At 72.2% G+C, this 24,900-nt stretch carries 20 protein-coding genes; 13 read left to right on the top strand and 7 right to left on the bottom strand.

From position 1 onward, the window contains the following. Positions 1-128: 128 nt before the first annotated feature. The 6 genes from dxr (at position 129) to map (ending at position 7,617) form a co-directional block, all read left to right on the top strand. The gene (gene dxr / locus AC0HI0_RS26895) at positions 129-1,349 is read left to right on the top strand and encodes a 1-deoxy-D-xylulose-5-phosphate reductoisomerase (RefSeq protein ID WP_480926284.1); all 1,221 of its coding nucleotides are present in this window, start codon (positions 129-131) and stop codon (positions 1,347-1,349) included. 3 nt (positions 1,350-1,352) lie between these two features. After that, the gene (locus AC0HI0_RS26890; RefSeq protein WP_480926283.1) at positions 1,353-2,546 is read left to right on the top strand and encodes a M50 family metallopeptidase; all 1,194 of its coding nucleotides are present in this window, start codon (positions 1,353-1,355) and stop codon (positions 2,544-2,546) included. 28 nt (positions 2,547-2,574) lie between these two features. Continuing rightward, on the top strand, positions 2,575-3,741 hold the full coding sequence (ispG, locus tag AC0HI0_RS26885; RefSeq protein WP_480926282.1) for a flavodoxin-dependent (E)-4-hydroxy-3-methylbut-2-enyl-diphosphate synthase: 1,167 nt from the start codon (positions 2,575-2,577) through the stop codon (positions 3,739-3,741). A 136-nt stretch (positions 3,742-3,877) separates the two neighbouring features. After that, complete coding sequence (locus AC0HI0_RS26880) at positions 3,878-4,732, top strand: GNAT family N-acetyltransferase (protein ID WP_480926281.1); 855 nt, start codon at positions 3,878-3,880, stop codon at positions 4,730-4,732. Between the two features lie 23 nt (positions 4,733-4,755). Further along, positions 4,756-6,549 carry a penicillin-binding transpeptidase domain-containing protein gene (locus AC0HI0_RS26875; protein WP_480934401.1) on the top strand — a complete coding sequence of 598 codons (1,794 nt, stop codon included), beginning with the start codon at positions 4,756-4,758 and terminating at the stop codon, positions 6,547-6,549. Between the two features lie 210 nt (positions 6,550-6,759). Further along, complete coding sequence (map, locus tag AC0HI0_RS26870; RefSeq protein ID WP_480926280.1) at positions 6,760-7,617, top strand: type I methionyl aminopeptidase; 858 nt, start codon at positions 6,760-6,762, stop codon at positions 7,615-7,617. Here the strand turns inward: map and AC0HI0_RS26865 are convergent. Beyond that, positions 7,604-8,311 (bottom strand): alpha/beta hydrolase family protein, encoded by a 708-nt coding sequence (locus tag AC0HI0_RS26865; protein WP_480926279.1) that lies wholly within the window; start codon positions 8,309-8,311, stop codon positions 7,604-7,606. The two genes, map and AC0HI0_RS26865, sit on opposite strands and share 14 nt — an antisense overlap. 48 nt (positions 8,312-8,359) lie before the next feature. Here AC0HI0_RS26865 and AC0HI0_RS26860 point away from each other — a divergent pair, with 48 nt between their 5' ends. Next, positions 8,360-9,883, top strand: a complete 1,524-nt coding sequence (locus tag AC0HI0_RS26860; protein WP_480926278.1) for a cobyric acid synthase — start codon at positions 8,360-8,362, stop codon at positions 9,881-9,883. Positions 9,884-10,476: 593 nt separating this feature from the next. Here AC0HI0_RS26860 and AC0HI0_RS26855 read toward each other — a convergent pair. Beyond that, entirely contained in the window at positions 10,477-11,280 is an 804-nt protein-coding gene (locus AC0HI0_RS26855) for a pentapeptide repeat-containing protein (protein WP_480926277.1), read from the bottom strand. A 314-nt stretch (positions 11,281-11,594) separates the two neighbouring features. Continuing rightward, positions 11,595-12,491 (bottom strand): EamA family transporter, encoded by an 897-nt coding sequence (locus tag AC0HI0_RS26850; RefSeq protein WP_480926276.1) that lies wholly within the window; start codon positions 12,489-12,491, stop codon positions 11,595-11,597. A gap of 88 nt (positions 12,492-12,579) precedes the next feature. Between AC0HI0_RS26850 and AC0HI0_RS26845 the strand changes: the two genes are divergently transcribed. Beyond that, positions 12,580-13,488 carry a LysR family transcriptional regulator gene (locus AC0HI0_RS26845; RefSeq protein WP_480926275.1) on the top strand — a complete coding sequence of 303 codons (909 nt, stop codon included), beginning with the start codon at positions 12,580-12,582 and terminating at the stop codon, positions 13,486-13,488. A 288-nt stretch (positions 13,489-13,776) separates the two neighbouring features. Here the strand turns inward: AC0HI0_RS26845 and AC0HI0_RS26840 are convergent, their stop codons facing one another. Beyond that, on the bottom strand, positions 13,777-14,451 hold the full coding sequence (locus AC0HI0_RS26840; protein WP_480926274.1) for a FadR/GntR family transcriptional regulator: 675 nt from the start codon (positions 14,449-14,451) through the stop codon (positions 13,777-13,779). Positions 14,452-14,534: 83 nt separating this feature from the next. Between AC0HI0_RS26840 and AC0HI0_RS26835 the strand changes: the two genes are divergently transcribed. Continuing rightward, a complete protein-coding gene (locus tag AC0HI0_RS26835) occupies positions 14,535-15,788 on the top strand; it encodes a CynX/NimT family MFS transporter (RefSeq protein WP_480934400.1) in 1,254 nt (417 codons plus the stop codon). A 310-nt stretch (positions 15,789-16,098) separates the two neighbouring features. On the opposite strand, the gene AC0HI0_RS26830 is transcribed toward AC0HI0_RS26835, so the two are convergent. Both AC0HI0_RS26830 and AC0HI0_RS26825 read right to left on the bottom strand, forming a co-directional pair. Continuing rightward, positions 16,099-16,899 (bottom strand): SAM-dependent methyltransferase, encoded by an 801-nt coding sequence (locus tag AC0HI0_RS26830; protein ID WP_480926273.1) that lies wholly within the window; start codon positions 16,897-16,899, stop codon positions 16,099-16,101. Between the two features lie 137 nt (positions 16,900-17,036). Further along, a complete protein-coding gene (locus AC0HI0_RS26825) occupies positions 17,037-17,624 on the bottom strand; it encodes a TetR/AcrR family transcriptional regulator (RefSeq protein ID WP_480926272.1) in 588 nt (195 codons plus the stop codon). Positions 17,625-17,684: 60 nt separating this feature from the next. On the opposite strand from AC0HI0_RS26825, the gene AC0HI0_RS26820 reads away from it, so the two are divergent. The 4 genes from AC0HI0_RS26820 (at position 17,685) to AC0HI0_RS26805 (ending at position 23,248) form a co-directional block, all read left to right on the top strand. Next, positions 17,685-18,491 (top strand): class I SAM-dependent methyltransferase, encoded by an 807-nt coding sequence (locus AC0HI0_RS26820; RefSeq protein WP_480934399.1) that lies wholly within the window; start codon positions 17,685-17,687, stop codon positions 18,489-18,491. Positions 18,492-18,532: 41 nt separating this feature from the next. After that, complete coding sequence (locus AC0HI0_RS26815) at positions 18,533-19,093, top strand: maltokinase N-terminal cap-like domain-containing protein (protein WP_480926271.1); 561 nt, start codon at positions 18,533-18,535, stop codon at positions 19,091-19,093. A gap of 83 nt (positions 19,094-19,176) precedes the next feature. Beyond that, positions 19,177-21,525: an endopeptidase La gene (lon, locus tag AC0HI0_RS26810; RefSeq protein WP_480926270.1), complete on the top strand. Its 2,349-nt coding sequence runs from the start codon at positions 19,177-19,179 to the stop codon at positions 21,523-21,525. 142 nt (positions 21,526-21,667) lie between these two features. Next, positions 21,668-23,248: a substrate-binding domain-containing protein gene (locus AC0HI0_RS26805; protein WP_480926269.1), complete on the top strand. Its 1,581-nt coding sequence runs from the start codon at positions 21,668-21,670 to the stop codon at positions 23,246-23,248. On the opposite strand, the gene AC0HI0_RS26800 is transcribed toward AC0HI0_RS26805, so the two are convergent. Next, positions 23,245-24,885, bottom strand: coding sequence for a substrate-binding domain-containing protein (locus AC0HI0_RS26800; RefSeq protein ID WP_480934398.1), 1,641 nt, complete (start codon positions 24,883-24,885; stop codon positions 23,245-23,247). The genes AC0HI0_RS26805 and AC0HI0_RS26800 overlap by 4 nt on opposite strands. Between the last annotated feature and the right edge of the window lie 15 nt (positions 24,886-24,900).

Genomic DNA, 24,900 nt, shown 5'->3' with positions numbered 1-24,900 from the left:
GAGCGGAATCCGTGGCGACGCTTGATCAGTGGATGCCCACGTTCGGGTGGCCCCACGCCTGCGTTACCGTTCTGTGACCTGAGTACCGCTGTGCGGGCTATCAGGTTGGTTCCGGAACAATGGCGGCGATGAGCACACCACGCACGGTCCTGGTCCTCGGGTCCACCGGGTCGATCGGCACCCAGGCCCTCGACGTCGTCGCCGCCAACCGGGAGCGCTTCTCCGTGGTCGGGCTGGCCTCGGGCGGGTCCGACCCCGCCCTGCTGGCCGCCCAGGCCGTGGAGTTCGGCGTCTCGGCGGTCGCGGTCGCGAAGGCCACGGCCGTCGAGGACGTGACGCTCGCGCTGTACGCCGAGGCCCAGAAGCGCGGGTACTCCTCCGGCGGGTACAAGCTGCCGAAGCTGTTCGCCGGGCCGACCGCGATGACCGACCTGGTCGACGCGGTGCCGGCGGACGTCGTGCTCAACGGGATCACCGGCTCGATCGGGCTGGAGCCGACGCTGCGGGCGCTGGCCACCGGCGCGACGCTCGCGCTGGCCAACAAGGAGTCGCTGATCGCCGGCGGGCCGCTGGTGCTCAAGGCCGCCCGGCCGGGCCAGCTCGTGCCGGTCGACTCCGAGCACTCGGCGCTGGCCCAGTGCCTGCGCGGGGGCCGCCGCGAGGAGGTCTCCCGGCTGGTGCTCACGGCGTCCGGCGGACCCTTCCGGGGCCGGTCGCGGGCCGAACTGGCCGGGGTCACCGCGGCCGATGCGATGGCCCACCCGACCTGGTCCATGGGCCCGGTGATCACGGTGAACTCCGCGTCCCTGGTCAACAAGGGCCTGGAGCTGATCGAGGCGCACCTGCTGTTCGACGTGCCCTACGAGCGGATCGACGTGGTGGTGCACCCCCAGTCGGTCGTCCACTCCATGGTGACCTTCACCGACGGCTCCACGCTCGCCCAGGCCAGCCCGCCGGACATGCGGCTGCCGATCGCGCTGGCCCTGGGCTGGCCGGAACGCGTCGCCGGGGCCGCCGCCGCGTGTACCTTCGAAGCACCGACTGCCTGGACCTTCGAACCGCTGGACGACTCGGTCTTCCCCGCGGTGCGGCTGGCCCGGCAGGCGGGCTCGGGCGGGGGCTGCCTGCCCGCCGTCTACAACGCCGCCAACGAGGAGGCCGTCGCGGTGTTCCTCGGCGGGGGCACGTCTTTCACGTCCATCGTGGACACGGTCGAGCGGGTGCTGGCGGAGGCGGACGGGTGGGCGCGCGAACCCTCCGACGTCGCCGAGGTGCTCGCCGCCGAGGATTGGGCCCGGACTCGGGCGCGGGAACTCGTGGCCACTTCGGCGGGGTCTGGAAGGGACTGAACCGTGGTCTTCTTTTTGGGCATTCTGCTCTTCGCCCTCTTGATCGGGATCTCGATCGCGCTGCACGAACTGGGCCACCTGGCCACCGCGAAGATGTTCGGCATGAAGGTGACCCGGTACTTCATCGGGTTCGGGCCGAAGATCTGGTCGTTCCGGCGCGGGGAGACCGAGTACGGGCTCAAGGCGATCCCGGCCGGCGGCTTCTGCGAGATCACCGGCATGACCGCGCTGGAGGAGGTGCGCCCCGAGGACCAGGACCGCGCCTTCTACAAGCAGAAGACGTGGAAGCGCGTCGTGGTGCTCAGCGCCGGCTCCATCACGCACTTCATCCTCGGATTCATCATCCTGTACCTGATGGCGGTCTTCCTCGGGATGCCCAACCTGCGCAACACGGCGGTCATCCAGGAGGTCGCGCCGTGCGTGCAGAGCGTGAGCAAGACGGACTGCGCGCCCGGTGACACGTCGCCGGCCGGCCGGGCCGGGTTCCAGCCCGGCGACGAGATCGTCGCGGTCGCCGGGGTGGCCACGCCCACCTGGACCGACGTGCTCAAGTCGACCCGCGACCGGTTCGGGACCACCGACTTCACCGTCAAGCGCGGCGACCGGACGCTGACCCTCTCGACCGACGTCGCCCGGGTGGACCGGCAGTACCAGCGGGCCGACGGCTCGAAGTACACCCGCGAGATCGGCGCGATCGGCGTCGTGCAGCAGCGCAACTTCGAGTACAACGCGGCGACCGGCGTCGGGGCGGCTGTTTCGTACACCGGCGACATGTTCGTCAACACCTGGCACGGGCTGCTGAAGTTCCCGGAGAAGATCCCGGCGGTGATCAAGGCCATCGGCGGCGGCGAGCGCGACCTGGAGTCGCCGGTCAGCGTGGTCGGCGCGTCCCGGCTGGGTGGCGAGGCCGTCGAGCAGGGGCTGTGGCCGTTCTTCTGGCTGATGCTGGCCGGGCTGAACTTCTTCGTCGGTGTGTTCAACCTCCTGCCCCTGCTCCCGCTTGACGGTGGTCACATCGCCGTCAACCTGTACGAACGGGTGCGAAACTGGATCCGGAAGCTGCGCGGGATGCCCGCCGGTGCGCCGGTCAACTACCTGCGGCTGCTGCCGCTGACCTACTTCGTGATCTTCGTCGGTGGCGCGGTGACGCTGCTGACGGTGACCGCGGACATCGTGAACCCCATCCGGCTCCAGTGATCCTCGCGACAGTGAGAGGTGTTTGTTCATGAGTGACGGCGTGATGCTCGGGATTCCGGCATTGCCGCCTCCCGTGTTGTCCGAACGGCGCAAGACCCGCCAGTTGATGGTCGGGTCGGTCGGCGTGGGCAGCGAGTTCCCGGTGTCGGTGCAGTCGATGACCACGACCGTGACGGCGGACGTCAACGCGACGTTGCAGCAGATCGCGGAGCTGACCGCGGCCGGGTGCGACATCGTGCGGGTGGCCTGTCCGTCCCAGGACGACGCGGACGCGTTGGCGGCGATCGCGAGGAAGTCCCAGATCCCGGTGATCGCGGACATCCACTTCCAGCCGAAGTACGTGTTCGCGGCGATCGAGGCCGGGTGCGCGGCGGTCCGGGTGAACCCGGGCAACATCAAGAAGTTCGACGACAAGGTGCGCGAGATCGCGGCCGCCGCTCGTGACCGCGGCACGCCGATCCGGATCGGCGTCAACGCGGGTTCGCTGGACCCGAGGTTGATGGCCAAGTACGGCAAGGCGACGCCGGAGGCGTTGGCCGAGTCGGCGCTGTGGGAGGCGTCGCTGTTCGCCGAGCACGACTTCCACGACCTGAAGATCTCGGTCAAGCACAACGACCCCGTGGTGATGGTGCGGGCCTACGAGCTGCTGGCCGAGCAGTGCGACTACCCGCTGCACCTGGGCGTGACCGAGGCCGGTCCGGCGTTCCAGGGCACGATCAAGTCGGCGGTGGCGTTCGGCGCGCTGCTGCGGCAGGGCATCGGCGACACGATCCGGGTCTCGCTGTCCGCGCCGCCGGTCGAGGAGGTCAAGGTCGGCCACCAGATCCTCCAGTCGCTCAACCTGCGGCCGCGCAAGCTGGAGATCGTGTCCTGCCCGTCGTGCGGTCGGGCGCAGGTGGACGTCTACACCCTCGCCGAGCAGGTCACGGCCGGTCTGGAGGGCATGGAGGTGCCGCTGCGGGTCGCCGTGATGGGCTGCGTGGTGAACGGGCCGGGCGAGGCGCGCGAGGCGGACCTGGGCGTCGCGTCGGGCAACGGCAAGGGCCAGATCTTCGTCAAGGGCCAGGTGATCAAGACCGTGCCCGAGCACCAGATCGTGGAGACGCTGATCGAAGAGGCCATGCGGCTCGCCGAGGAGATGGGCGAGACCGAGGAGAGCGCCGTGGCCGGGCAGCCGGTGGTCACCGTCGGGTGACCGGCGGCGGCCGGTGGGCGCGGCGGCCGGGGCGGGTGCCCCGGCCGGTCCCGCCAGTGGCCGGCCGGGGGCCGTCGGCTGAGCTGAGCGGGTGGCTGACGCGCGTGGAATGCGGTCCATCTGGCAGGCTTGACCCGTGCTGAGGCTGGCGGGCGCGCGGCTCCTCGACGAGCGGGACCTGAACGAGGTCCTCGCGCTGCTGGCGAACGACCCGGTGGCCTCGTGCATGGTGGCCGCGCGGGTCGAGGCGGCCGGGCTGGACCCGTGGCGGCTGGGCGGCGAGGTGTGGGCCTACGACCACCGCTCACTGCGCGGTGGCCGGGTCGACGCGCTGTGCTTCGCCGGACCCAACCTGATCCCGCTCGGCGGCAACGCGTCCGCCCTGCGCGGCTTCGCCGACCGCGCCCGGCGGCGCGGTCGGATGTGCTCCTCCCTGGTCGGCCCCGCCGAGCAGGTGCTCGGCCTGTGGGAGGAACTCGCCCCGGACTGGGGCCCGGCCCGCGAGGTGCGCGGCGACCAGCCGCTGATGGCGCTGGGCGGCAGCCCGTCGGTGGCGCCCGACCCGCTGGTCCGGCCGGTGCGCCCGGACGAGCTGGAGCGCTACCTGCCGGCGGCGGTCGCGATGTTCGTCGAGGAGGTCGGCGTCGACCCGTGCGCGGACGACGGCGGCGCGTCCTACCGGGCCCGGGTGACCGAGCTGATCGCGAGCGGGCGGGCGTTCGCCCGGTTCGAGGGCGGCGAGGTGGTGTTCAAGGCCGAGATCGGTGCGATGTCGGCGGAGGTCGGGCAGATCCAGGGCGTCTGGGTGCGGCCGGACCGGCGCGGCCAGGGCATCGGCACCACCGGCACGGCGGCCGTCGCCGAGCGGCTGGTGCGCGGTCTGGGCCGGACCGCGTCACTGTACGTGAACAGCTACAACGACGTCGCCAAGGCCGCCTACCGCAAGATCGGCTTCTCCCAGGTGGGGCAGTACGCGACGGTGCTGTTCTAGCCGTTGGGCATACTCGCACCGTGATGCTTCGGAAGACCGCCTTGGCCGTCGTCCCGCTGCTCGTGCTCGGTGGGTGCGGCCTCTTCTCGTCCCGGCCGGGGCCGGAGCAGATCGCCGGGGACTTCCTGGGCAAGGTCGCGAGCGGCGACGTGGCCGGCGCGGTCGCGCTGACCGACGACCCCGACAAGGCCAAGGAACTGCTCGACAAGGTGCGCGGCGTGCTCAAGCCGGCCGCCGTGCGGGCCTCCGTGCAGCAGGTCCGGTCGGGCGGCGAGTCGTCCACCGCGGACGCCACCGCGAAGCTGGAGTGGGACCTCGGGCACAACCGGGTGTGGTCCTACGACACGAAGTTCGACCTGCGGCGCGAAGAGGACACCTGGAAGGTGCACTGGGCCCCGTCGGTCGTGCACCCGAAGCTGGCCGCGCAGCAGTCCATCGGCGCGACGGAGGTCAAGCCCGCGCTCGCGCCGGTGCTGGACCGCGACGGCGTGCCGCTGCTCGCCCCCGAGCAGGTGGTGTCGATCCTGCTGGACCCGGCGCAGGCCGGTGACCTGGCGGCGGTCGCGGGCGCGCTGGCCGGCGCGCTGGGCCGGATCGAGCCCGCCATCACCGCCGCGTCCATCACCGACGGCGTGGCGAAGGTGCCCGCCGGACAGGTCTACCAGGTGGCCGCGCTGCGCGACGCCGACTACCAGTCGGTCAAGCCCGCCATCTACGAACTGCCGGGCGTGCGGTTCACCACCCAGACGTCGCTGCTCGCGCCCGCCCGGGACTTCGGCTCCCAGCTGCTGCCGGCCGTGCGCAAGGCCGTGGAGGAGGAGATCGCCGGCCGGTCCGGGCTGCGCATCTACACCGTGAACGCGGCCGGTGCCGAGGTGGAGGACCTGCACGACGTCGCGGCCGAGCCCGCGCGCGCCATCCAGACCGGCATCAGCCGGGCGGTGCAGACCGCGGCGGAGGACGCGCTGGAGCCGATAGCGGAGCCCGCGATGCTGGTGGCGCTGGCCGCGTCCAGCGGGGAGGTGCTGGCGGTCGCGCAGAACAAGCCGGCCGACGAGCAGGGCGCGATCGCGCTCACCGGGCGCTTCCCGCCGGGTTCCACGTTCAAGATCGTCACCGCGGCGGCGGCGCTGGACAGCGGCATCCCGGCCGATTCGCCGCAGCCGTGCCCCGGCCGGCTGACCATCGACGGGCGGCGGGTCGTGCCCAACGACCACGACTTCGACAAGGGCACCATCCCGCTGCACTCGGCGTTCGCGTTCTCCTGCAACACGACGTTCGCGCAGATCGCGGCCGGCCTGCCCGCCGACGCGCTGACCAAGCAGGCCGACCGGTTCGGGCTCGGCGTCGACTTCGACATCCCGGCGATCACCACGGTGACCGGCTCGGTGCCGCCCGCGACGGACGTGGTCGAACGCGCGGAGGACGGGTTCGGCCAGGGCAAGCTGCTGGCCAGCCCGTTCGGCATGGCGCTGGTCGCGGCGACCGCGGCCAAGGGCTCGATGCCGACGCCGACCGTGCTGCGCGGGCGCGAGACCAAGGCCGGCCACCAGCCGGCGGCACCGACGCCGGCCGTGCTGGAGCCGTTGCGGGCGATGATGCGCGAGGTGGTCGAGACGGGCACCGCGCCGCAGTTGCGGCCGTTCGGGGACGTCCGGGGCAAGACCGGCACGGCCCAGTTCGGCGACGGCACGAACTCGCACGGCTGGTTCGTCGGGTACCGGGGCGACATCGCGTTCGCGACCCTGCTGCTGGGCACCAACTCCTCGTCTCCGGCGGTGGACGCCTCGGCCCGGTTCCTGGGCGCGCTCGGGTAGCGGATCGTGGCCGCGTGGCCGCGTGGCTCTTTCGGAGAGGCGACCTCGGCGGGGCGGTGTTGCGGGGTCCTGCGCGGGTGGGTTCTGAACTGCGCAAACGTGGTGAACGCGGCGTTGGGGCGGTCCGAGGGGCCGCGTGGTGTCGTCGGCCTGACCACAATGCGGGCACACCGCGCATGGGCCGTCACGGTGAGCCGTAATGTGTCGACTATGTCCGTGCGTGCCGTCCTGGAGCCAGGAGAACAATCCCCACGTCGCCCGGTGCCCGCCGAAATCGAGCGGCCCGAGTACGTGGACCGGAAGGAACCCCGGCGCAACACCGACCCGTGGGTGCAGCCCCCCGAGGTCGTCGAAGCGATGCGGGTGGCCGGGAGGTTGGCCGCCCAGGCCCTCCAGGAGGCCGGCAAGGTCGTCGTGCCGGGGGTGACCACCGACGAGATCGACGCCGTCGCGCACGAGTTCCTGTGCGACCACGGCGCGTACCCGTCGACCCTCGGCTACCGCGGCTTCCCGAAGTCCTGCTGCACCTCGCTGAACGAGGTGATCTGCCACGGCATCCCGGACTCGACGGTCGTCCAGGACGGCGACATCGTCAACATCGACGTGACCGCGTTCATCGGCGGCGTGCACGGCGACACGAACGCCACCTTCCTCGCCGGCAACGTCGCCGAGGACGTCAAGCTCCTCGTCGAGCGCACCCACGAGGCCACCATGCGGGCCATCAAGGCGGTCAAGCCCGGCCGGCAGCTCAACGTCGTGGGGCGGGTCATCGAGTCCTACGCCAACCGGTTCGGCTACGGCGTGGTGCGCGACTTCACCGGGCACGGCATCGGGCGGACCTTCCACAGCGGGCTGGTCGTGCTGCACTACGACGCGCCGCACGTCCCGACGCTGATCGAACCCGGCATGACGTTCACCATCGAGCCGATGATCACGCTCGGCGGCATCGAGCACGACGTGTGGGAGGACGGCTGGACCGTCACCACCCGCGACAAGAGCTGGACCGCCCAGTTCGAGCACACCATCCTGGTCACCGAGAGCGGCTCGGAGATCCTCACCGTGTGCTGAGTTCGGCCACCAGCTCGGCCAGCGGGCCCGCGACGGCGTCCGGCTCGGACGCCGCCGCCAGGTGGTGGCTGTCCAGTTCGCGCACCGGCCAGCCCAGCTCGCGGGCCGTGGCGAACGGCTTGCGGTAGGCGTCGCTGAGCCGCAGGTAGCCGCACGGCCCGGTCCACGCCACGGTGGGCCGGGGCTCCTTGAGGAACGCCAGCGGCACCTCCGCCTCCTCGCCGACGATCTCCTCCAGCAGCCGCACGTCCGGCACCATCGCGGAGAGCACCTCCGGTGCGAACCACCGGTCCCAGCGCGGCATCAGGCCGTCCCGGGAGATCGACTTGAGGTGCGCCATCCGGTCGGCCGGCGCGTCGTCGCGCCAGCTCCGGCCGGGTGCGGGCAGCTCGGCGTCGAGGAACACCAGGCCGGTGACCGGGGTCTCCAGCGCGTCGGCGAACGCGGGCAGCAGCGGGCCGGCCCCGCTGTGGCCGACCAGCACCAGGTCGCCCTCGACCAGGGAGTCCTCGACGGCGTCCGCGAACACGCCGATCAGCCGCTGGTGCACGGGGGCCGCGTTCACGGTCACCCGCAGGTCCAGCAGCAGCACCTGGTGTCCCAGCGCGGCGAGCGCGCCGGCCAGCGGCCGGAGGCTCGCCGGACCCAGGTAGGGGCTGTGCACCAGGACGGTGGTGGTGGGGGCGGAGACCATGACGTGGATGATGTCAGCCGGGACCGACAACGAGGGGGTTTTGCGGCGGTGAGCGGCGCGTTGTTGATCGCCGGGACGACCTCGGACGCCGGCAAGAGCGTCCTGGTCGCCGGTCTGTGCCGCCGGCTGGCCCGGCAGGGCGTGCGGGTGGCCCCGTTCAAGGCCCAGAACATGTCGAACAACTCGGTGGTCACCGGGGACGGCGGCGAGATCGGCCGGGCGCAGGCCGTGCAGGCGGCGGCGTGCGGGCTGGAGCCGAGCGTCCGGTTCAACCCGGTGCTGCTCAAGCCGGGCGGCGACCGCACGTCGCAGGTGGTGGTGCTCGGCAAGGCGGTGGGCGAGGTGTCCGCGCTGTCCTACCGCGAGCGCAAGGCGGGGCTGATGACCACCGTGCTGTCCACTTTGGACGGACTGCGGCGGGACTTCGAGGCCGTGGTGTGCGAGGGGGCCGGCTCGCCGACCGAGATCAACCTGCGCGCGAACGACATCGCCAACATGGGCCTGGCCCGCGCGGCGGACCTGCCGGTGCTGGTGGTCGGCGACATCGACCGGGGCGGGGTGTTCGCGCACCTGTTCGGCACCCTGGCCCTGCTCGACCCGGCGGACCAGGCGCTGGTCGCGGGGTTCGTGGTGAACAAGTTCCGGGGCGACCCGGCACTGCTGGAGCCTGGTCTGCGGCAGTTGCGCGGGTTGACCGGGCGGCCGGTGCTGGGCGTGCTGCCGTGGCGCGAGGAGCTGTGGCTGGACGCGGAGGACTCGTTGTCCTACACGGCCGACGGCGTGATCGGGCGGCCCGCCCCGCCGCACGGCGACCAGTGGCTGCGGGTGGCGGTGGTGCGGTTGCCGAGGATCTCCAACGCGACCGACGTCGAGGCGTTGGCGTGCGAGCCGGGCGTGTCGGTGCGGTTCGTCACCGAGCCGTCGCGGCTGGCGGACGCGGACCTGGTCGTGCTGCCGGGCTCGAAGGCGACCGTGTCGGACCTGGCGTGGTTGCGGGCCACCGGGTTGGCCGAGGCGATCGTGCGGCACGACGGGCCGGTGCTCGGGGTGTGCGGCGGGTTCCAGATGCTCGGGCGGCGCATCGAGGACGCCGTGGAGTCGGGTGCGGGTGTGGTCGACGGTCTGGGGATGCTCGACGTCGACGTGCGCTTCGCCGAGGAGAAGACGTTGAGCAGGCCGGTCGGCGAGGCGCTGGGGGCTGCGGTGGCCGGCTACGAGATCCACCACGGCCAGGTCGTCCGGCGCAGCGGTGACGGGTTGGTGGTGTTGCCGGACGGGACGCCGGAAGGCGTGCTGGCCGGGCGGGTCGCGGGGACGCACTGGCACGGTCTGCTGGAGAACGACGCGTTCCGGCGGGAGTTCCTGCGCTGGGCGGCGGGGCACGCGGGACGGGCCGGTTTCCGGCCCGCGCCGGACACCGACTTCGCCGGGCAGCGGGCCGCGCAACTCGACCTGCTCGGCGACCTGGTCGGTGAGCACCTCGACATGGACGCGGTGTTCGCGCTGCTGGAGAAGGGCGCGCCGGCCGGGTTGCCGGTGGTGCCGCCTGCGGGTGCTCCGCCGATCACCTGACGGCCGATCACCTGACGGCTGATCGCTTGGGGGCCGACCGCTTGGGGGCCGATTGCCGCGCGGGTGATCGGTTGGGGGCTGATCGCTCGGCGGCCGATCCCCCCGACGTGGCGCGGTTCCGGTGTGGGAACTCCCGTGGGACGGCCCGAGTCGGTTCGCGGATCTCGTGACCACTCGGCGTCGGGTCGCGGTGCGCGTGACCACCAAGTCGCGCTGGTGCACCGCGGTCGGTCGCCTTCGGATCCGGATCGTGCCACCGGGGACGCGGCGAGCGTCCGTGCGACCGCCAAGTCGGTGACCGCTCGTCGGCGTGGGCCCGGTGGCCGCGAACGCGGCCGTTCGGAGACTCGGGTGTCCGCTGGGGCGCCCCGTCAGGGGGTTGGCCAGGGAGCCGCCCGGTGGGAGTTCGGGGGGAGCGTCGCCGGTGGTGAACCGGAGACCCGCCGAAATCCGCTACCGGGTGTGCTTGTCAGCGGACAGGTGGAGATCCATGCCCACGATCCCTTGCATGGCACACCTCCACTCGCGAGTAGTCATGAGAAAAGTACCGGTGGGCCGGTCGGGGATACGTAGCCCGATCGGGGGATAACCGGTCACGATTCGTGCACGAGATCTGCCCAGCCGTCCTGCGCGGGTCGTTCCGACCACCCGTCCGGCCACTTCCGGCGCAGGTCAGCGGGCTTGACGCGGGCACCGGCCAGGGACGCGGGGGTGTGCACGCCGAAATTCGCCTCGCCGGAGAAACACGCGCCGCGGAACACCGATTCGCCGAAAGCGACTCGGCGGAAATCCGCCAGACCGCGGAATTGCGCCTCCCGGAAGTCCGCGTGAGCGGTGAATTCCGTGCCTCGGAACGTGGCCGGGCCGACGAACGCGGTGCCGACGAACGCCGCCCGGCGCACCCGCGCGTGGGTCAGCGTGAGCTTGACCAGCGTCGCGTGCGACAGGTCCAGCGAGATGTCCGACCAGAACACGTCCGGCCGGTCCGGGCGCAGGTGCCCGGCCAGCAGGCCGAGCGCGGTCTGCCGCACCTCCTGCTCCTGGAACCGCGCGGTGTCCCGGGGGCCGGCGCGGAGCCGGACGTCGGGCGGTGGCGTGAACGGCATCCGCAGGTAGGCGCACACCAGGTGCACGATGGTCTGCCGGTGCGCCGGGTTGTCCTGCGCCAGCCGCTCCAGCGCGTACAGGCCGGCCAGTCGGACCGGGGCCTTGTCGCTGCCCAACTGGTCGGCGGCCTTGCCGTACAGCTCGGTGACCCGCCGCTCGGTGGCGTCGTGGTCCTTCTGCGCCAGGTCCAGTTCGGTGGACCGCTGGCGGCGGGCCGTCAGCAGCAGCGCCGCCGCGCCGCCCGCGCCGAGCACGATGCTGGACGCCGTCCGGATGGCGTCCAGCCGCACCCCGTCCTGGGGTGCGGCTGGACCCGAGCGTGGTCAGCAGCAGCACGATCGAACCGGCCGCCAGCGCCAGCAACCCGACGCCCCAGCCGACGATCGTCCTGGGCGACAGCACTCGGTGCTCCACCGACCCACCCCAGCGGAACCGCGACCACCCGTCAATCACCGATCCGTGCGGTGGAAAGGCGGTGGGGGTCACCGGACGGGCGAAGGGTTGGCGGGGAATCGTGGGGGCTTGGGTTCGTGGTCGGGCGGGGCGTGGTCGGGCGGGGCGTGGTGTGGCGGGGCGTGGTGTGGCGTGGTGTGGCAGGGCGCGGTTAAGGGACCGGGGCGGGGATCTTCGCGGGGGCCGGGCGGGGTGCCGGTTTGTGGATGGTGGTCGCGGCCATGCCGGCGATCACCAGCGCGGCGGCACCGATGCGCAGCGGCGAGACGTACTCGTCCAGGAACAGCCAGCCGGAGAACATGCCGGCGACGGGGACGAGCAGGGCGAACGGCACGACGGTGCTGGCGTTGTGCTCGCGGAGCAGGAAACCCCAGACGCCGAAGCCGAACAGCGTGGACACCCACGCGACGAACAGCAGCGCGGTGATGCCGGACCAGGACGCGTTCCCCAGCGCGGTGACGATGGCCGAGGGGCCCTCGAAGATCGCGGACAGCGCGAGCAGCGGCAGTGCGGCGAACGCGCTGACCCAGACGATGAAGCTCAGGGCGTCCGGCGGCCTGGCGTAGCGGGTGGCGACGTTGGACAGGCCCCAGGCGATCGCGCCCAGCACGACCAGCAGGAGGGCGGACAGCGGGCTGGTGAGGCCGTAGTCCAGCGCGATCAGCACGATGCCGACTGCGGCGACGGCCATGCCGATCAGCTGCACGGGCCGTGGACGTTCCTTGAGCAGCACGGTCGCGAACACGACGGTGAAGATGACCTGGCTCTGGAGCACGAGGGAGGACAGGCCGGCGGGCATCCCGGCGCCCATGCCGAGGAAGAGGAGGCCGAACTTGGCGACGCCGAGCAGGGCGGCGACGGCCGCCACCCACTTCCAGGCCACCCGGGGCCGGCCGACGAGCCACAGCGCGGGCACGGCCGCCGCGAGGAACCGCAGCGACGAGAACAGCAGCGGCGGGAACTCGTTCAGGCCCACCTTGATCACGACGAAGTTGACGCCCCAGATCACGGTGGTGAGTACCGCCAACGCGGCGTGGGCTGGTTTCACGTCCCCGAGTCTTGGCGTTCGGACCGTTTAGCACCAGCGATTGATACTGAAGGCTTGAGTTAAGCGACGCTACATCTAGGATCGGGGCATGCTCGATCTCGGCAGGTTGCGCGCGCTGCACGCGGTGGCCCGGCACGGCTCGGTCGGCGCGGCGGCGACCGCGCTGGGCTACACGCCCTCGGCGGTCTCCCAGCAGATCGCCAAGCTCGAACGGGAGACCCGCACCACGCTGCTGGAACGGCGCGGGCGCGGCATCGCCTTGACCGACGCGGCGCACCTGCTCGCGGCCACCGCCGACCAGGTGCTGCGGCTGGTCGAGCACGCCGAGGTGACGTTGGAGGAGCAGCGCGGGGCGGCGGTGGGCGAACTGCGGATCGGCGCGTTCGCCACGGCCGCGCGCGGGCTGCTGCCGTCGGTGCTGGTGGCGCTGGCCGGGGCCCACCCGGACCTGGACGTGCGGCTGGTGGAGCTGGACCCGCCGCCGGCGATCGAGTTGGTGGCGCGCGGCGAGCTGGACCTGGCGGTGACGCACGACTGGGACAACGCGCCGCTCGCGGTGCCGGACGGGCTGTCCCGAGCGCGGCTGGGCGAGGACTTCGCCGACGTGCTGCTGCCGGCCGGGCACCCGCTGGCGGACCGGGGGTCGGTGGTGCCGGAGGACCTGGCCGGGGAGCGGTGGATCTGCCAGCCCGAGGGCACGATCTGCCACGACTGGCTGGTGAACACGTTCCGGATGGCCGGGATGGAACCCGACCTGGCGTACCGGATCGCGGAGTACGAGACGCAGATCGCGCTGCTGGAGCGCGGGGTGGGGGTGGCGCTGCTGCCCCGGCTGGGGCGGGGGACGTTGCCGGCCGGCGTGCGGGCGGTGGCGTTCACGCCCACGCCGACGCGGCGGGTGTTCGCGATGTGGCGCACGCAGGCCGGGCGGCGTCCGGCGGTGGTGGCGACGTTGGCTGCGTTGCACGGCTGTTGGGATGAACGTTTGACCGCCTAAGTAACGATCGGGCATCGTGCTGTTGCGACGGGGGCCGGTGTGACGACTTCCGTGGCGAGCGGCTGATCACCCGGCCGTTCCGCAGGCCAAACACCAGGGGACCTCCCAAGGTACTTCCGCCGCCGTGGGAGGTCCCCGCCCTGCGTCGTGCCTGGACCGCTGGGCGGGGGCGCGATGCGGCCCTCGGTTGTGTGGTTGTGGGGCGTGTGTGCGGTGGGGCGTGCGGTCGTGGTGGCGGCGTGTGGTTGTGAGCGCTCTGAGTGGGTCGCTGTGAGCGTGGTGGTGTAGTCAGCGGTCCGAGTGGCGTTCCAGCAGTTCCTCCAGGAAGCCGCCTGCCTCGGCTGCGGCACGTGCGGGGTCCTGGTCGCGGACGGCGTCGAGGAGGCCGCCGTGGGAGACCTGGTCGTCCTCGTGGTCGGTGTCGACGGTCGCCGTGATACTCGCCCGGACGGCTTCGGTGAGGCCCTGGTACAGCTCGGCGAGCAGGGTGTTGTGCGAGCACTGCACGAGCATCACGTGGAACGCGGCGTCGCGTTCCACCAGGCGTTCCCAGTCCTTGTCGGCGAGGGCGGAGTCGCGTTCCGCGAGCAGCGCTTCCAGCCGGCGCAGTTCCTCGTCGGTGCGGTGGGCGGCGGCCAGGCGTGCGCCCTCGACCTCCAGCGTGCGGCGCACCTGGAGCACGTCGCGCAACTCGCTGCCGCACAGTCGGCGCACCGCGCCGGACAGTTCGCTGGTGGCGCGCACGAACGTGCCATCGCCTTGGCGGACTTCCAGCAGACCGGCGTGGGACAGCGCGCGCACCGCCTCCCGCACGGTGTTGCGGCCCACGCCCAGTGCGGTGACGAGTTCCGGCTCCGGCGGGATGCGCTGGCCGACCGGCCATTCGCCGCCGGCGATCGCGTCCCTCATCTGGTCGATCACCTGGTCGACGAGTCCGGCCCGCCGGGTAGTGGCCAACGGCACAGCGTCATCCTTTCATCCGAACATCCCATGTCTGTAATAGTAGCCCGGTGAGGATCCAGCAGACCCAGCCAGACCTGACACCGGTGGTTCACATTGCCACTGATGCCAGTGCCAACGCGACGATCGCGGTCCATCCTTCTGGTAGTCCTGCTCCTCCGGTGGTTCGGAACCGCCAAGTTGCCCTGGTCGGCAGCACCCTGTTGGCGATCGGCGTAGCGCTCGCCGCCGCCAACCTGCGCCCGGCGGTGACCAGTCTGGCTTCCGTGCTCGGCGATGTGCGGACGTCGTTGGGGGTGTCCACGGCGTGGACGTCCGTGCTTACGGCGGTACCGACGCTGTGCTTCGGGTTCGCGGCCTTCCTGGCACCTTGGCTCGGACGGCGGCTGGGGATGGCCCGAGCGGTCGCACTGTCGCTGGCGGTGCTGACCGCGGGATTGGTGCTCCGGGTGATCGACGGACCGCCGGTGGTCCTGGGCGGCACGTTCATCGCGTGCGCCGGCGTCGCGGTCTGCAACGTGCTGATCCCGGTGGTCGTCAAGGACTCGTTCCCGGGTCGGGTCGGCCTGATCACCGGTGTGTACACGGCCGCGTTGGCTGCGGGCGCGGCACTGGGCGCGGCGTTCACGCCGGCGCTGGAGTCGGTGTTCGGGTCGTGGCGGCTCGCGGTGGGGGCGTGGGCGTTCCTGTCGGCGGCGGCCCTGGTGGTGTGGTTGGCGGGCGCTCGGCACGGTGAGGTCGTCCGGTCCGCGGCGGTGCGCACGGGCAAGGGGCGGTCGCTGGTGCGCAGCCCGTTGGCCTGGGTGATCACGGTGTTCTTCGGGTTGCAGTCGCTGCTGGCGTACACGGTCATGGGGTGGCTGCCGCAGATCCTCGGGGACGCCGGGGTGGACCGGACCACGGCCGGGCTGCTGCTGGCGATCACGATGGTGCTGGGCGTGCCGGTGAGCCTGATCGTGCCGCCGTTGGCCGCGCGGCGTGCGAGCCAGTCCGGGTTGGTGCTCGGGTTGGGGGCGTTGTCGGTGGCCGGTGTGCTGGGGCTGGCGCTCGCGCCCGCTGCCGCGCCGGCGTTGTGGGTGGTGCTGATCGGCGTGGGGATGGGGATGTTCCCGCTGGCCCTGGTCATGATCTCGTTGCGTACTTCGTCCACATCGGACACTGCTCGGCTGTCCGCGATGGCGCAGAGCATCGGGTACCTGATCTCCGCTGCGGGGCCGTTCGTGTTCGGCGTGCTGCGCGGGGCGACCGGGGATTGGACGGTGTCGATGCTGGTTCTGGTGGGGTTGCTGGTGCTGCTGACCGGGTTGGGGTGGGTGGCGGGGCGTCCTCGGACGGTTTGAGGTTGTTGGTGGGAGTCGGGGTTGAGGGCGCTGCGGCTGGGGTTGGGGGAAGGGTTTAGGGATTAAGAGCGGCGCTCGCCGCTGGGCAGGCCGCCGGGGGAGGAAGGGCCGTCGTGTTCTCCCCGTATGGCCTGGTCGGGAGACAACCGCGCTTTGCCAGGGTGTGCAAGCGAAGGGCGTGCTTGCACACCCTGGCAAAGCGCGGTTCGCTGCGCGCAGGCCATACGGGGAGAACACGACTCGGAGGGCCTTTGAATGTGGGTGTGGGTGGGTGGGTGGGTGTGTGGGTGGTAGGCGGTGGGTGGGTGGGTCAAGGTTTGCGGGCTACGCCTACGTAGGCGCTGATGTAGGCGTCGGCTGAGTCCGAGTGCCATTCGGACAGGGGGACTACGCCGGGTGGGACGATGTCCAGGCCGGTGAAGAAGGCGGCTACTTCGTCGCGTGAGCGGAAGGTCAGGGGGCTGTCCGTGCGGCGGTAGATGGCTTTGATCTGCTCGGTGTCTTCCAGGCCGTTCGGGTTGATGCCTTCCAGGCTGCCGTGGGAGATGGCCAGGTAGCTGCCTTCGGCGAGGGCTTCCAGGTAGCGGGCCACGGCCTTGTCCGGGTTGTCGCTGTCCGGCACGAAGTGCAGCACCGCCACCATCAGCAGGCCGATCGGGCGGGTGAAGTCGAGCATGTCGCGGACGGTGTCGTTCTCCAGCACGGAGTTCGGATCGCGCAGGTCGGCCTGGATCGCGATGGCGTTGGGGTTGTTCGCCAGCATGGCCGTGCTGTGCGCGACGGCGACTGGTTCGACATCGACGTAGACGACCTTCGCGTTCTTGTCGGACTGCTGGGCGATCTCGTGCACGTTGCCCACGGTCGGGATGCCCGAGCCCAAGTCCAGGAACTGGTCGATGCCCTGGGCCAGCAGGTGGCGGACCGCCCGGCGCAGGAACGAGCGGTTCGCCCGGGAAGCGCCTGCCATGCCGGGGAATATCTGTTCCACGGACTTGGCGGCTTCGCGGTCGACCGCGAAGTTGTGCGAGCCGCCCAGGAAGTAGTCGTACATGCGGGCCGCGCTCGGGCGGTCCAGGTCTACCGAGGACGGAACCCAGCTGGCCTGTTCCATGTCTTCCCCTTCGTCGCCGACCCGCGTGATCGTTCCCGGGCCGCAATGCGGGCACAACCTCTGAACGGGCGGTCGTCCGGACGCCAGGTGGTGGGGCCATGGGCTGGGGTGGGGGGAGGGGGAGCTGGGGGCGGGTGTCAGGTCAGGGCGTTGGCTAGGACTGTGGTGACGACCTTGTGCACGGCGGCTTGTGGTGGGGGTGCGCCTTCTCGTCCCGCGTAGAGCAGGTGGCCCGCGCCCAGCAGGGTCGGGGCGAGGGTGTCGATGTCGGCGTCGGGTGCGATGCGGCCCTGGTCCTGTTCCGCCTTCAGGTAGGCGGTGATCATGGTGGCGGCCTCGGTGATGAGTGGGATGCCGGTCGGGCGGTCCTTGCGGAGTGTGGCGCGCAGGTCGTCGCGGAAGGTGATCAGCGCGATGACGGCTACGGCGACCGAGGTGAACAGGTCCGTGAGGGTCGCGGTCAGGTTGTCGACGACGGTGTTGGTGCCGGCCTGGTCTTGGAGGGTCAGGGATTGGAGTTCCACCCGCCGGATCCGGTCTCGTACGAGTTCGGCCAGGAAGGTGTCGAAGTCCGCGAAGTGGCGGTGCAGCACGCCTTTCGCGCAGCCTGCCTCCGTGGTGACCGCGCGGCTGGTCAGGGCGCTGGGGCCGGCGGTGATCAGGATGCGCTCGGCGGCGTCGAACAGTTGCTCGCGGGCGTCGCGGATGGCCACTCCTGTGGGCACGCCTGGTCCTCCTGGTTGACTAGTGGGCGCTTGCCCACTATTAGTGGGCGCATGCCCATTATGCCTGCGGGGTCTTCTCCCGCTGATCGTCCGGTACATCGTGAACGGGGTGCGGCGGAGTCGTTCGGAGCTGATCCGGACCGGTACGACCGGGCGCGGCCCCGGTACCCGTCGGCGATGGTGGACGCCGTGGTGGCGGGCAGCCCGGGGACCTCCCTGGTGGACGTGGGGATCGGGACCGGGATCGCGGCTCGGCAGTTCCAGGACGCCGGGTGCCGGGTGTTGGGCGTCGAGGTCGATCCTCGGATGGCCGAGTGGGCTCGGCGGCGGGGTTTCGCGGTCGAGGTGGCGGCGTTCGAGCAGTGGGACGCGGGCGACCGGGTGTTCGACGCGGTGGTGTCCGGGCAGTCGTGGCACTGGGTGGACCCGGTCGCGGGGGCGGCGAAGGCCGCTTCGGTGTTGCGGCCGGGTGGGCGGTTGGCCGCGTTCTGGAACGTGGGTCGGCCGCCGCAGGACTTGTCGGCGGCGTTCGGCGAGGTGTACCGGAGGGTGGCGCCCGAGGCTCCTTCCGCGCGGTGGTGGGGTGCGGTGGACCAGGCGTACGCGGTGTTGACCGACCGGTCGGCGGACGGGCTTCGGGAGGTCGGGTTGTTCGGCGAGCCCGAGTTGTGGCGGTTCGACTGGGAGCTGGAGTACGGGCGGGACGCGTGGTTGGACGTCGTGCCGACGGCTGGGGATCACGGCCGGTTCTCCGCAGCGCAGTTGGCCGAGGTGTTGGCAGGGGTGGGTGATGCCGTGGATGCGGTGGGCGGCAGCTTCACGATGCGGTACACGACGACTGTGCTCACGGCGGTTCGGGTGGATTAGTACCCGTGGGCGCTGTTACGGGCGCGGTTAACGTGGGGTGCATGGCGAAGATCCACGTGGGCGCGACGTTGACCCCTTCGTTCCGCGAGTTCCTGCCGCCGTGGGTGGCGCGGCAGCCGTGGTACCGGGGTGAGGGCGTGCCGGCGTTGTCGATGGTGGGGTTCTTCCGGTTCGAGGACCCGGCGGGTGAGGTCGGCGTCGAGACGCACCTGGTGTCGGACGGGACGTCCACCTATCAGATCCCGATGACCTACCGGGGCGCGCCGGCCGAGGGGGTCGGGGAGGAATCCCTGATCGTGACGACCGAGCACAGCGTGCTGGGTCCGCGTTGGATCTACGACGGTCCGGCGGACCCGGTCTGGGTGGACCGGGTGTTGACCCTGGTGCGTGAAGAGGGTGTTTCCGAGCCGAGCAGCCGGGGGGATTCGCGGTTCGCGCAGGCTCGGGGTGTGCGGGTGCGGCCCGGGGCGTCGGCGGGCGTGGAGGTGGTGCGGGTGCTGTCGGCCGGGGGTGTCGAGCCTCCGCCCGGGGTCGCCGGTCTGGTGGTGGGGACCTGGGGGTCCGGGGTCGAGGGGCGCCTCGCGGTGGTTCGGGCGGGGTAGCGCTCGCTCAGAGCGAACGCTCCGGGGAAACAATCCCGCGCTCACCTTGGTTGAGCCGTACAGACTCAACTTTGGAGGTCGACATGGGTGAGACGTTGGCGCTGCCGGTCCTGCCGCTGGACGACGTGGTCGTGCTCCCCGGCATGGTCGTGCCGATCCGGCTCACCGGCTCGGACGCCACCGCCGAGGCGCGGGCCGCGGTCGAGGCCGCTTCGGCCGGGGACGGGCCGGCCCGGGTGCTGCTCGTGCCACGGCTGGACGGCAAGTACGCCAAGGTCGGCACGTTGGCGGTGATCGAGCAGGTCGGACGGCTGTCCGGGGGTGAACGGGCGGCGGTCGTCCGGGGCACCGAACGGGTGCGGATCGGGACCGGGACCACCGGGCCCGGGGCGGCCCTGTGGGTGGAGGCGACGGTCGCGGACGAGTCGCCCGTGGACGACCGGACGCTGGAGCTGGCGCGCGAGTACCGGGCGCTGGTGACCACGATCCTCCAGCAGCGCGGTGCGTGGCAGGTCGTGGACTCGGTGCAGCAGGTGGACGAGCCGTCCGCGCTCGCCGACCTCGCCGGGTACGCCTCCTACCTGAGCGACGCGCAGAAGGTCTGGCTGCTGGAGACCAGCGACGTCGCCGAGCGCCTGGAGAAGCTGCTGGTGTGGGGCCGCGAGCACCTCACCGAGCTGGACGTGGCGGAGACCATCCGCAAGGACGTGAAGGAAGGCGTCGAGAAGCAGCAGCGCGAGTTCCTGCTGCGCCAGCAGCTCTCCGCGATCCGCAAGGAACTCGCCGAGCTGGACGGCAAGCCCGCCACCGAGGAGCAGGACTACCGGGCCCGGGTCGAGGGCGCGGACCTGCCCGAGAACGTGCGCAAGGCGGCCCTGGCCGAGGTGGACAAGCTGGAGCGGACCTCCGACCAGTCCCCCGAGACCGGGTGGATCCGGACTTGGCTGGACACGGTGCTGGAACTGCCGTGGAACTCGCGGACCGAGGACTCCTACGACATCGCGGGCGCGCGGGCCGTGCTGGACGCCGACCACGCGGGCCTGGACGACGTGAAGGAGCGCATCACCGAGTACCTCGCGGTGCGCCGTCGGCGGGCCGACCGGGGCATGGGCGTGGTCGGCGGGCGGCGCTCCGGCGCGGTGCTCGCGCTGGTCGGGCCGCCCGGGGTGGGCAAGACGTCGCTGGGCGAGTCGGTCGCGCGGGCGATGGGGCGCGAGTTCGTCCGGGTCGCGCTGGGCGGCGTCCGGGACGAGGCCGAGATCCGGGGTCACCGGCGCACCTACGTGGGCGCGCTGCCCGGGCGGATCGTGCGGGCGATCGCCGAGGCGGGCTCGATGAACCCGGTGGTGCTGCTCGACGAGATCGACAAGGTCGGCGCGGACTACCGGGGCGACCCGACGGCGGCGCTGCTGGAGGTGCTCGACCCGGCGCAGAACCACACCTTCCGCGACCACTACCTGGAGGTCGAGCTGGACCTGTCGGACGTGGTGTTCCTGGCCACGGCCAACGTCCTGGAGTCGATCCCCGGCCCGCTGCTGGACCGGATGGAGCTGGTGCGGCTCGACGGCTACACCGAGGACGAGAAGGTGACCATCGCGCGCGACCACCTGCTGCCGCGCCAGGTCGAACGGGCCGGGCTGACCGGCGAGGACGTGGCCGTCACCGAGGACGCGCTGCGCAAGCTGGCGGGCGAGTACACCCGCGAGGCCGGGGTCCGGCAGCTCGAACGGTCGTTGGCGCGCGTGCTGCGCAAGGTGACCGCGCGGGTCGCGCTGGACGAGGCCGCGCTGCCGGTCGCGGTGGACGTGCCGGACCTGCGCGGGTACCTGGGCTCGCCGAAGTTCACGCCGGAGTCGGCCGAGCGCACGGCGGTGCCGGGCGTGGCGACCGGGCTCGCGGTGACCGGCGCGGGCGGTGACGTGCTGTTCGTGGAGGCGTCGCTGGCTTCGCTGGGCACCGGGTCGGCGGGTGTCACGCTGACCGGCCAGCTGGGCGAGGTGATGAAGGAGTCGGCCCAGATCGCGCTGTCCTACCTGCGCTCGCACGACGACCGGGCGGAGGCGCTGGCCGACCGGGGCGTGCACATCCACGTGCCGGCGGGCGCGGTGCCCAAGGACGGGCCGTCGGCGGGCGTGACGATGACGACGGCGCTGGCGTCGCTGCTGTCCGGGCGGCCGGTGCGGGCGGACGTGGCGATGACCGGCGAGGTGTCGCTGACCGGGCGGGTGCTGCCGATCGGCGGGGTGAAGCAGAAGCTGCTCGCCGCGCACCGGGCGGGCATCACCACCGTGCTGCTGCCGCAGCGCAACGAGCCCGACCTGGACGACGTGCCGGCGGAGGTGCGCGACGCGCTCACCGTGCACCTGGTGGGCGACGTCCGCGAGGTGCTGGACCTCGCGTTGGAGCCGACGGCGGCGACCGCGGCGGCGTGAGGCCCGGGCACGGCTCGGCGGATCGGGGTGTCCCGGTCCGCCGAGTCCGCCTGTCCGCCGTCCGCTGTGGGGTTCGTGGTCGCCGTCCCGTCACCGGCGTGGCCCACCGTGCGGGTTCCGGTGGATCACCAGGGGGGACGCGTTGTTCGTCAGAGTCGTGTTGGTGTGCCTGGTGGCCGTGGTGTGCGGTGCGGGCAGTGCGGTCGCCGCGCCGGACGCGCCGGTCTCCGGCGCGGGCTCGACCGGGCCCGCCGCCCTGGTCGAGTCGTGGCGGGTGGCGGCGCGCGGGTCGGGGCTGCGGGTGTCGTACGCGGCCACCGGGGCCACCGACGGGCGCAACCAGTTCCGGCGCGACCAGGTGCGGTTCGCGGTGACCGAGCTGCCTTACGGGTTGTCCGAGGTGGACGACCCGGTGCCGGACCGGCCGTTCGACTACGTGCCGGTCGCGGCGGACGCGCTCGCCGCGGGCCACCGGCTGCCGGTGGACCTGCGGTTGTCGGAGGAGGCGCTGGCCGGGATCTTCACCGGGACGATCACCGACTGGTCCGACCCGGCGGTCGCCGCCGCCAACCCCGGCGTCGCGCTGCCCGCGCTGCCGGTGGTGCCCCTGGTGCGCTCGGACGGCAACGCCGACACCCTCCAGTTCACCACGTGGCTCGCGGCCCGGTTCCCGGACCGGTGGAACGACCTCTGCGCCCGTGCCGAGCGGAGCGTGCCGTGCGCGCCCACCCAGTTCTTCCCGCTGCTGCCCGGGTTCCGGTCGGTCGCCGGTGCGCTCGGCGTCGCCAACGCGCTGCGGGCGCTGCCGGGGGCGATCGGGCTCGCACCGCAGGCCTACCTGCGCAACGCGGGTGTGCCGGTCGCCGCGCTGCGCAACCCGGCCGGGCAGTACACCCGGCCGAGTGCCGAGTCCGTGTCGGCCGCGTTGGGGTCCACGGTGGTCCCGGCGGGCGGCGTGGCGGGGTTCGGCGCGGCGCACGCGGAGCAGGACCCGCGCTCGTACCCGTTGTCCCGCCTCACCTACGCGGTCGTGCCGACCGGGGTGACCGCCGCGACCACCGCCGCGCACGGGGAGGCCGTGGCGGCGTTCTTCCGGTTCGGGGTGTGCGAGGGGCGCTCGGCGGTGGAGGCCGCCGGGTACGTGGCGCTGGGTCCGGACCTGGCGCGGGCGGCGGTGGCCCGGCTCGGCCGGGTGCCCGGTGCGCGCGTCGAGCCGTGCGCGGACGGGCCGGCGGGCGAATCGATCACCACGGAGGTGCTGCCGGGCGAGTTGCTGCTGTCCGTCGAGCCCGGTGAGGTGGTGCTGCCCTCACCCGTGCCGACCGCCGACGGCGCGCGCCTGGTCACGTCCGGCGCGCTGCGCCCCGTCCGGGTCACCGACACCCGCGCGGGCAGCCCCGGCTGGAGCCTGTCCGGCCAGGTCACCGACTTCCGCTCGGCGCTCGGCGAGGTGATCGACGGCGCGAACCTCGGCTGGTCGCCGAGGGTCCTCGACCGGTCGCCGACCCAGTCCCTGGTCGAGGGCGCGGTGGTGCCGCCCGCGCCGGCCGTGCTGCCGGGCGCACCCGTGCCGGACGGGTCCGGGCTGCGGGACTCCCGCGTCCTGGCGTCCACGCCGCACGGCTCGGGCACCGCCGTGCTCACCGCCGACCTCACGCTGCACGCCCCCACGTCGACCAAAGCCGGTGGCTACGCGGCGGTCCTCACGATCACCGTGATCTAGCGGAGGTTGCACAGCTCCAACGGGCCGCCCTCGGGCGTCCGGCACGGCAGGTAGCCCGCGTCCTTCATCCGGATGCGGGCGTCGTCGTGCTCGCGCGCGTAGGTGATGAACTTGGCCTGCAACGAGTCCTCGGCCGGCTGCGTCCTGGTGTACAGGTACTCGACGGTCCAGAACTGGTAGCCCGTGTCCACCCCGGCGACGGCGTCGAACACCTTGCCGTCCAACGACAACGCGGTCAGCTTGTCGGTCTTGCGGGCCTCGGCCACGGACGGCGCGTCGGCGTACCCGATCGCGCCCTCGACGGCGGCGATCTCGTGCACCACGTCGCTGTTCTTGTCCCGCTCGCACCGGATCACCTTGGCCTGCGGGTCGCGGTCCTGGGTGCGGCAGTCGTTGGACGACAGCGCGCCTTCCGTGGTGCCCAGCACGCGGCGCTCGAACAGCTCCCGCGTGCCGGACTCACTGCCCCGGCCGACGATCCGGATGGGCAGCGGATCGCCGCCGCGCAGTTGCCGCCAGTCGGTGTACTGGCCGGTGTAGATGCCGCGCAGCTGCTCCAGGGTGAGCGCGTCGAGGCCCACCGAGTCGTGCACCACCACGTGGTAGACCACGATCGCGGCCTGCTGCGCCACCACGTCGCGGGTCTCCTGCTTGCCGTCCGACAGCGCGATCAGCGCCCGCCCCGGCTCGGCCGCGGCGACCGCCCGGACGCCCGCGATGCTGCCGGTGGCCTCGGTCTCGACGTGCGCCTGCGGGCAGGCTTTCACGTACTGCTCGGCGATCCTGGCCATGGTCGGCATGAACACGCTGGACCCCTCGACCCGCAACGTGCCGGTGCCGCACGCCACGGTCGGGTCCTGGCTCTCCGGCGCCCACGCCAGGGTCAGCACAAGCACGCCCGCCAGCAGCGCGGCCAGACCGCCGGTCAGCCGGGGCAGGGTGAGCAAACGCTCCTGCTTCTCGTCGTGCAGCACGCCCGCGCCGCCGAGGCTGCCCGAGACCTTGACCTCCTTGCCCAGCTCGCCGCTCCGGTTGCCGTCCGGCTCGCGCAGCACCACCAGCAGCTTGAACTTCTGCTTGCGGCGCAACGTCAAGCCGTCCAGCCGCACCCCGTGCCAGACCGGTTCGGCCACGGCGGGCGGGCGGTCCGGGCCGGCGCGGAACAGCCGGCCCACGCTCAGCGCCATCCGCTCCCGCACGGTGGTCAGCGGCGCGCGGACCTGGCCCGCCTCCCGGCCGAAGAACTGGAGGCTGCGCCGCACCTCGGCGCGCAGCTCCTCGGACCCGGCCTCGGAGACCCGCGCGTTCCACACCACCCGGCTGCCGAACGTGAACGTCAGCGGCTTGTCGAAGTCGTCGGTGTCGATGTCGTAGGTGCCGGAGTTGCGCACCCGGATCACCACGATCGACATCCGGTCCAGCACGCGCACCAGTTCGCCCAGCTGCGGCGCGTGCGCGTCGGTCCCGTCGTGCAGCTGTTCGGGGCCCAGGCCGATCTTGGAGTTGTACAGCACTCGGAACCCGACGCGTTTGCGGCGCACGAACAGCCGGTCGATGACCGGGGTCGCGAACAGCAGCGCGATCGCGAGCGCCACCGGACCGGGACCACCGAGGAAGTCCAGCGCGGACCGCAGCATCTGCACACCGAATTC

This window comes from Saccharothrix sp. NBAS 001, from assembly GCF_056640475.1.
The sequence above is the reverse complement of the archived record's forward strand: the minus strand, read 5'-3'. Positions and strand labels throughout refer to the sequence as shown.

What these genes read in the sequence shown, in the direction of transcription:
- dxr (WP_480926284.1), top strand. Translation starts at nt 129, where the DNA reads ATGAGCACACCACGCACGGTCCTGGTCCTCGGGTCCACCGGGTCGATC.
- ispG (WP_480926282.1), top strand. Translation starts at nt 2,575, where the DNA reads ATGAGTGACGGCGTGATGCTCGGGATTCCGGCATTGCCGCCTCCCGTG.
- AC0HI0_RS26875 (WP_480934401.1), top strand. Translation starts at nt 4,756, where the DNA reads ATGCTTCGGAAGACCGCCTTGGCCGTCGTCCCGCTGCTCGTGCTCGGT.
- map (WP_480926280.1), top strand. Translation starts at nt 6,760, where the DNA reads ATGTCCGTGCGTGCCGTCCTGGAGCCAGGAGAACAATCCCCACGTCGC.
- AC0HI0_RS26865 (WP_480926279.1), bottom strand. Translation starts at nt 8,311, where the DNA reads ATGGTCTCCGCCCCCACCACCACCGTCCTGGTGCACAGCCCCTACCTG.
- AC0HI0_RS26845 (WP_480926275.1), top strand. Translation starts at nt 12,580, where the DNA reads ATGCTCGATCTCGGCAGGTTGCGCGCGCTGCACGCGGTGGCCCGGCAC.
- AC0HI0_RS26830 (WP_480926273.1), bottom strand. Translation starts at nt 16,899, where the DNA reads ATGGAACAGGCCAGCTGGGTTCCGTCCTCGGTAGACCTGGACCGCCCG.
- AC0HI0_RS26820 (WP_480934399.1), top strand. Translation starts at nt 17,685, where the DNA reads ATGCCTGCGGGGTCTTCTCCCGCTGATCGTCCGGTACATCGTGAACGG.
- AC0HI0_RS26815 (WP_480926271.1), top strand. Translation starts at nt 18,533, where the DNA reads ATGGCGAAGATCCACGTGGGCGCGACGTTGACCCCTTCGTTCCGCGAG.
- lon (WP_480926270.1), top strand. Translation starts at nt 19,177, where the DNA reads ATGGGTGAGACGTTGGCGCTGCCGGTCCTGCCGCTGGACGACGTGGTC.
- AC0HI0_RS26800 (WP_480934398.1), bottom strand. Translation starts at nt 24,885, where the DNA reads ATGCTGCGGTCCGCGCTGGACTTCCTCGGTGGTCCCGGTCCGGTGGCG.